Annotated in this window: 5 protein-coding genes; 2 read left to right on the forward strand and 3 right to left on the reverse strand. The window is 32.7% G+C overall.

The window, feature by feature from the left end; all coding sequences use genetic code 11:
• Positions 1 to 63 precede the first annotated feature (63 nt).
• Entirely contained in the window at positions 64 to 534 is a 471-nt protein-coding gene (locus tag VKJ25_RS06120) for a DUF3598 family protein (protein ID WP_324235739.1), read from the reverse strand.
• Between the two features lie 177 nt (positions 535 to 711).
• Here VKJ25_RS06120 and VKJ25_RS06125 point away from each other — a divergent pair, with 177 nt between their 5' ends.
• Positions 712 to 1,419, forward strand: a complete 708-nt coding sequence (locus VKJ25_RS06125) for an SDR family oxidoreductase (protein WP_324235740.1) — start codon at positions 712 to 714, stop codon at positions 1,417 to 1,419.
• Positions 1,420 to 2,001: 582 nt separating this feature from the next.
• The gene (gene hppD, locus VKJ25_RS06130) at positions 2,002 to 3,063 is read left to right on the forward strand and encodes a 4-hydroxyphenylpyruvate dioxygenase (protein WP_324235741.1); all 1,062 of its coding nucleotides are present in this window, start codon (positions 2,002 to 2,004) and stop codon (positions 3,061 to 3,063) included.
• Positions 3,064 to 3,190: 127 nt separating this feature from the next.
• Here the strand turns inward: hppD and VKJ25_RS06135 are convergent, their stop codons facing one another.
• Both VKJ25_RS06135 and VKJ25_RS06140 read right to left on the reverse strand, forming a co-directional pair.
• A complete protein-coding gene (locus tag VKJ25_RS06135) occupies positions 3,191 to 3,463 on the reverse strand; it encodes a Txe/YoeB family addiction module toxin (RefSeq protein ID WP_324235743.1) in 273 nt (90 codons plus the stop codon).
• 714 nt (positions 3,464 to 4,177) lie between these two features.
• Complete coding sequence (locus tag VKJ25_RS06140) at positions 4,178 to 6,502, reverse strand: DNA phosphorothioation-associated putative methyltransferase (protein WP_324235744.1); 2,325 nt, start codon at positions 6,500 to 6,502, stop codon at positions 4,178 to 4,180.
• Positions 6,503 to 6,913 lie beyond the last annotated feature (411 nt).

Genomic DNA, 6,913 nt, shown 5'->3' on the forward strand with positions numbered 1-6,913 from the left:
TATCTAAAACTAAAATTGAAAGTAATCGCTGAGAGCTGACGGCTAAATGCTTACCTTTCCTAACTAGGGGAATTTAGGCTTTTCATTTAACCGAACTCTTTCTTCTTTAATAACTGTTCTTTTGACAATTTGATCGTTTTGAAACCAATGCCAAGTTCGAGCGCGATGATTATTATCAGCACTAATATTAATCATTTCATAGATATAAAAATCTGCCATTCCTTTATAAGTTATCCACAAAATAATTGTTGAATTATCTGCTTCCCAAGCATAACCATCCAACCTTTCTGTATCAAACCAAATCTTTTTATCTCGATACGTTCCCGGAAATTGATATTCTTCTTTTTTACCATTCGCCCATTCATAACGATTAGTTTGATAATAAGGATATTCTACATTCTCTGGAAATTGACAAGTTAAGTAGGAACTGTGTCGATCAATAATATTTCCTTGATTATCTATTATTGTATATATTCCCTGCCAAATTCCTTCATGGCGGACTAATACAGGCATTTCTTCTCGGATATTAGACATAATCAATGTTCCTGATTTAGACAGTTGATAAAAATTATAACCGTTTTGTCAAAGGGAAGCTCAGGTATAATTTATTACAAGATTTGAAGTATAGGTTCTGAAATTAAGTCAGAATTTAGAATTATACATAGTGGTATATCATAAAAAATTATGTAAAGAAAAGTAACGAAAAAGCAAATGAAGGACAAAGTTATAGTAATAGTTGGTGCGACTGGAGGTATAGGTTCAGCCCTGGTAGAAAAATTAGGAAATTCTGGGGCTAAATTAGTTTTGGCTGCCAGAGATAATCATAAATTAGATACTTTATTCACCCAAATATCTACTACCGAAATTATTACTGTACCTACAGATATTACTAACCCCCAAGAAGTAGAAATCCTGATGGAAAAAGCTACCAATCATTTTGGTAGAATAGATGTTTTAGTTAATGCAGCAGGAGCAGGTATTCTCAAACAATGGAACAAAATTGAACCTGCTGACCTGGATATGATGCTTGACCTAAATTTGAAAGGTAGTTTTTACACTTGCCAAGCTGCTGCTAATATTATGAAAGCACAAAAATCAGGTCATATTTGTAATGTGGTGGGGATTCTTGGGAAACATTCAATGGCAATGGGAAGTGTTTATTGTGCTTCTAAGTTTGGTTTGGTAGGATTAAGCAAATGTATGGCAGATGAGTTGCGACGTTATGGTATCAAAGTGACTCTTTTCTATTTTGGAGGAGTGAACACTCCTTTTTGGGATAACGTTAGTCTGAAAGTTGATCGCTCTAAAATGCTCAGTTCGGAAACTGCTGCTGATGCTATTATGTTTGCTCTCAATGCAGAACCCCAAGCGGTACCAATGGAAATTAATATTCAACCAGATAGTCATTTATTCTTTTAAGAGAGTAGGGAGTAGGAGAGTGTAGCGAATGTGGGAGGTGTAGGGAGTAGAGAGTCTAGAAAATACGCAAGCTGCATTAATTAGGACTTACCCAGGAGGAACCCAGAAACCCGGTTTCTTGTAAGGGTCTATTGTTCAAAACAACTACTTCTCCTAGAAACCGGGTTCCTCCCGTGTAAGTCCTGATAACATTTTGATTAAAATTAGGACTAAAGCCATGAGGTAGGAAAAATAGGGGTTTGAGATTGCTATCCTGACGGACTGCGACCCATTCATGTCGCGGAGCGAAACGCTGTCGCTTGCTATCGCAAAGCTGCGAGTCGCGCCATGACAAAATTGCGTTGCGCATGGGTAAGTCCTGAAAATAATTGACATCTATAGCAGCACTTAATATTTACAAATTGCAGCAGGTGTCCAAGCAGCTCAAAGCTTTATATTATAGGCAATTTATTCTCCCAGTTAAGTGTTCCCCCTATACCTGTTCCCTGCGCGGAGCACTATACGGAAAAGAGTTAGTAGGGACTATGCAACGTCTCTACCATTTCTAACAAAAATTTATCACGCTTGCTATAAAAGTTGATTATGGAATTTGATCATATTCATTTCTACGTTGAAAATGCTATAGAGTCACGAGAGTGGTTTAGAGAAAAATTAGGTTTTAAGTCTATTGCTTCTCAAACCAGTGAACACACTCAAAAAGAAATTATCAACAGAGGTCAAGTATATTTTGCCTTATCTTCTGCTATCACATCAAAAAGTCCGGTTGCTAATTTTCTGAGTTTACATCCTCCTGGAGTCGCTGATGTAGCTTTTCGGGTTGGAGATATTAACTCAGTTGTGACAAAAGCAGCAGTTAACGGAGGAAATATTTTGCAACCTATTCAACAAAACTTACAAGGTTTGAAGTGGGCAAAAATTTCTGGATGGGGAGACTTGACTCATACTTTAATCGAAAAAATTGATAATGCACAAATTTTTAATTCTCCCAAACAACTTTCTAGAAATATTGTAGCGATCGATCATGTAGTTTTGAATGTAGCTGAGGACAATTTAAAATCTGCTTTTAACTGGTATCATCAAATCTTAGATTTCCAACCTCATCAAAATTTTGATATTCAGACAAAAAAATCTGGTTTGCGTAGTCAAGTGATGATACACCCAGAGGGAGAAGTAAAATTTCCGATCAATGAACCTACATCCCCTAATTCTCAAATTCAAGAATTTTTAGATGCTAACTGTGGTGCGGGGATACAACATATTGCTTTACGGACAGAGAATATTTTGGGAGTGGTAGAAGAGTTGCGATCGCTTGGTTTACCTTTTTTACAAGTTCCAGGAACATATTATTCTAGTTTGGAAAAGAAAGCATTAAGTTGTTTATCAGAAACTGACTGGCAAAAAGTTCAAGATTGTGAAATTTTGCTAGATTGGCAAAAGAGTATACCAGGAGCAATGCTACTACAAATTTTTACTCAACCAATATTTAAGCAACCAACAGTATTTTTTGAATTTATTGAACGTAAAATTGTGTGGGTAAATGGTAAAAAAATGGAAACTCCTGGTTTTGGTCAAGGTAATTTTCAAGCTTTATTTGAAGCTATTGAAAGAGAACAAATGAAGCGAGGTAGTTTAGGGAAAAATTAATATTAAAACTTTACTATACAAAAATCTAAATTAGAGCAAAGTGGATTTTTTCCAGATTGAACAACTTCAAGAAGAATTGCTTGACCAGTAGTTTCACCTTCTGGATTAAATTTCAGAATTTCTTTTATTACTCATAATGGTATTTATAGGCAATAATAATAATTTCATCATTAGTTACTTTATAAACTAAATGGTGTTCGTTATTGATACGTCTTGAGCAATAACCACTAAGTTCAGATTTAAGAGGTTTTGGTTTAGGTAAACCAGAAAATGAAGAACGGTCAATATCTTTAATTAGGGTTTGCTTAAAAAGTCTTTTAGGAGCGGGGAGAAGCCATAATCCAGAATCGGTGAATCCAGGAGGAATAGGAATTATAGAAGAGGTAGGAGGAAGAATTATCCGTTGATTTACGGTTCCCGAAAAATAGGCTAATTATGGTAGAAAATCCTAGATTTTTTAGCTTGAAAGACTTAGAAAGCTGGTACTTTTTTGAGACCTAAAAATGCTAAAAGGTTTTACAAATAAAGCTTTGATATTTTCATACACAAGTCCTAATTAGAGTGATTATTTTCTGATTAATTTTTTTATCAATTTTCACCCATTCAGTAAAGTATGAAAAAGCAGAAGTTTCAAATACTATTCTTTTGCTCACTCGATTTATTCTAATGAAAGTTCAATTAAATTGGTTTTATGTTCGACATTTTTCACAGCATTTAATAGTCTATTTTTGTTGGTTTTGCTTTTCAATAAGTAGGATGTTTCGTCAACTTCAGAAACAATATTTTCAATTTCTTTTTCTATTAAAGTTTCAATATATTTTTCAATTGATAAGTATTAGAATTTAGCTTTTTCTTTGATTTTAGCTTCAATTTATGGTTTTAAATTAATAGTAATCATTATCTTTGATTTATGTTTACAATACTCTTAAAGACTTAAAAAAAATCACTTATAAAAATAATATATAAATTTTATAATATGATAACAATAATTAGTCGTTTTTATATCCATTTTTATATCCCCCCTTTGCAAGAAGGGAGTCAAGAAAAAACTCTCCTTTGTAAAGGAATAGCCAAGAAAAAGTTCCCCTTACAAAGGGGGATTTAGGGGGATTATTTATTGTTTTCTTTTGCGCTTTCGAGCAGCATCAGTAGATTTTAATAATTTTAATTGATAAGGGTCAACATCGTTACGCCAATAAAGACGATGACCTTTAATTTCTGTACAATTTTCTTCTAAACATTTGAGCCATCCTAGTCTATTTTGAATTTGTTTGAAATTATTTAAAAGTCCTCTATCTTCTTCTTGTACTGTCAGTTTAGCAAATTTTTCATAGTGGGGATAATCTGAAGTAACTAAAGCATCTTTTCTATGCAAAATTGGTGGATTATATTCTTTTGTATAATCCTGATAGCTCACGCTCAAGTCTCGCAAATCAACATTCATTGTTGTATGTAAAACTGGGTGAGCTTCTTTATCAAAGTCGGGATAAAATAAATAAGATATTATTGGTAACTTATAATGAAATTTAACGATATTTACTTCATTTAATCTACCAATTGTACGATTAGCACAACCTTCATAAAGTCGTAATAAGGGGTCAAGTTTGACTATAGCCGAAACATGAACTAACAAAAAATTAGTAGATTTATAACCAATAGAACTATTTCGACAACATTTGCTAATTAAATCAGAATCACCTAAACTAAATAACATTAAATCAGCTAAAGTGCAGGCGTTTGTATAACTTCCAAATAAAGCTTTAATATCATTTCTGACTACTACGGATAATTGGGAAAATTTTGGTCGATTACCAAATTTAGTTAAAGCCAGATATACTAAGAAATCTTGACGGCGTTTATCGGTTATAGCATCCCATTCTTGATAGTTTGTTACCTGAAGAATTACCTGGAAAGCACGACGAAAAGTACCAAATTCTGCAATTAAATCTGTTTCTTCCGCAAGTTCTCCTCTAACTGGTAAACGACCGCGATCGCTCATAAAGTTCATCAAAGGAATAAGCTGTTCTTGATAATCTTCAAAGCGTTTATTTTTACAACTAATTCTGGGGGTAGATAAACGAGTTCTTAATCGAGATGCGCGGAAATTTTGAGCTTCTGCTTCATCTCTAAAAACCAAGAAAATTCCTAAATCAATAGGAATTGAATCTACATTTAAAACTTGGTCAATATAAGATTTTAATTCTTCTTGTTCATAATATTTTTGAAAAGTCTTACGAGATGTAATTATGCCATCTCCATAAGCAAGTTTTCCTTCAGTTTTACTATCATTAACTAATACTAAAGAAGAAACAATTAAAACTTTTTTAGTTAACTGCCAAGATTTAATCAAAGCTTCCCTACGTTCGGCTAAAGATTCTATCACATTAATTACATAACCAAGATTAACAATATCAGCAGCAATGCAAGAAGTTTCTGGCAAATAATAAGGATCCCAACCAGCACTTAAATAACCTTTTTGATTAATAAATTTAATATCTTCGCCATGACCACAACCATAGTCAAAAAAGGTTGTGTTTTCTGTAAATAAATTTGCTTCTAGAGCTAAACGTACTGGTTTAGAAATTTTTTTACGAACTATAGCAGCTTTATGACGTTCTATTTGCGGAATTGGTTTTTCAATAGTATGTTGAATTACACGATGGTCTTTAATTTCTATGCCATGATTTTTTAGGTGTTTTAACCATCCTTGACGAGTACCAATTAAACGAGTATTATCTAACAGTCCGAGTTTAACTTCAGCAGAGGTTAATTTAGCAAATTTTTGATAGTGGCGATATTCAGGAGTAACAAAAGTTTCTTTCCGATGCAGAACCGGAGGATTTTCACTATTACTGTAATTTCTCTGTTCAACTTTTCCATTATTCAGATTAATAGAAATGCTATTTTTTAAGGCAGGATGAGGGTGAATATTAAAATCTGGATAGTGTAAATAAGAAATTGTTGGTTTATCAAAATTAAATTTGATTAATGTTATGGTTTTGGCATCAGTTTTTTGGTGAGAAAGAGATTTCAAATATAAATGATGAGCGATATTTTCGTAAAGTTGTAGAAAAGGATGAAGTTTTTCTAAAGCTGAGATATGAATATAAAATGCAGTTGGTAATTTTTTCCCTATTTGGCTTTGTTGGCAGTATTTTTTTATGGTTCCTGGTTGATAAAGTTCTAAGAATATTTGGTTAGCAAATTCACAAGCAGATTTATAAGTACCAAAATAAGTTTTAATTAGGTTTCTAACTTTTTGGGGTAAGTTTGTTTCTAATTTAATTTTGGATGATATTTGAAAGTTTTCTATATTTAAAAGTAGATATCGTAGCAGTTCATAATAACTTTTTTGTTGAGAATCAAGTTGGTTATTCATTGCTATTTGACAGAGTAGGGAGTAGGGAGTAGGGAGTAGGGAGTAGGGAGTAGTAGTAATTCAGGAAATAGGGAATAGAAAATCAGGAAAAAAGTTGTATTTTAGTAACTTGATAAATCCTATTTAGGGAGTGGGCAGTAGGGAGTAGCAGTAATTTAGGAAATAGTGAATAGAAAATCAGGAAAAAAATTGTATTTCAGTAACTTGATAAATTCTATATTTTAATACTAAATAAGTTGTAAAATTTACTCGTATGGGTTTGGTCTCCAAACACAAACCAATAAGGGATTTGGAAAGCAAACCCCTACAGTTTTTTCCAAGAATTATTTAGGGTTGCTATATAAAACTACTAACTCACAACTGATAATCTATTGAAAATTAACTCCACATTCCTACATCCTCTATTATTTTTTCAAAATAAGGAATCGAACTAACAACAGTTTCAGTTTTAGATAACTCTTTTTCTGAAAC

It is taken from the genome of Okeania sp., assembly GCF_035285525.1.
Lineage (GTDB): Bacteria > Cyanobacteriota > Cyanobacteriia > Cyanobacteriales > Microcoleaceae > Trichodesmium.

Coding starts and splice junctions, on each gene's coding strand:
- VKJ25_RS06120 (WP_324235739.1), bottom strand. CDS start 534: ATGTCTAATATCCGAGAAGAAATGCCTGTATTAGTCCGCCATGAAGGA.
- VKJ25_RS06125 (WP_324235740.1), top strand. CDS start 712: ATGAAGGACAAAGTTATAGTAATAGTTGGTGCGACTGGAGGTATAGGT.
- hppD (WP_324235741.1), top strand. CDS start 2,002: ATGGAATTTGATCATATTCATTTCTACGTTGAAAATGCTATAGAGTCA.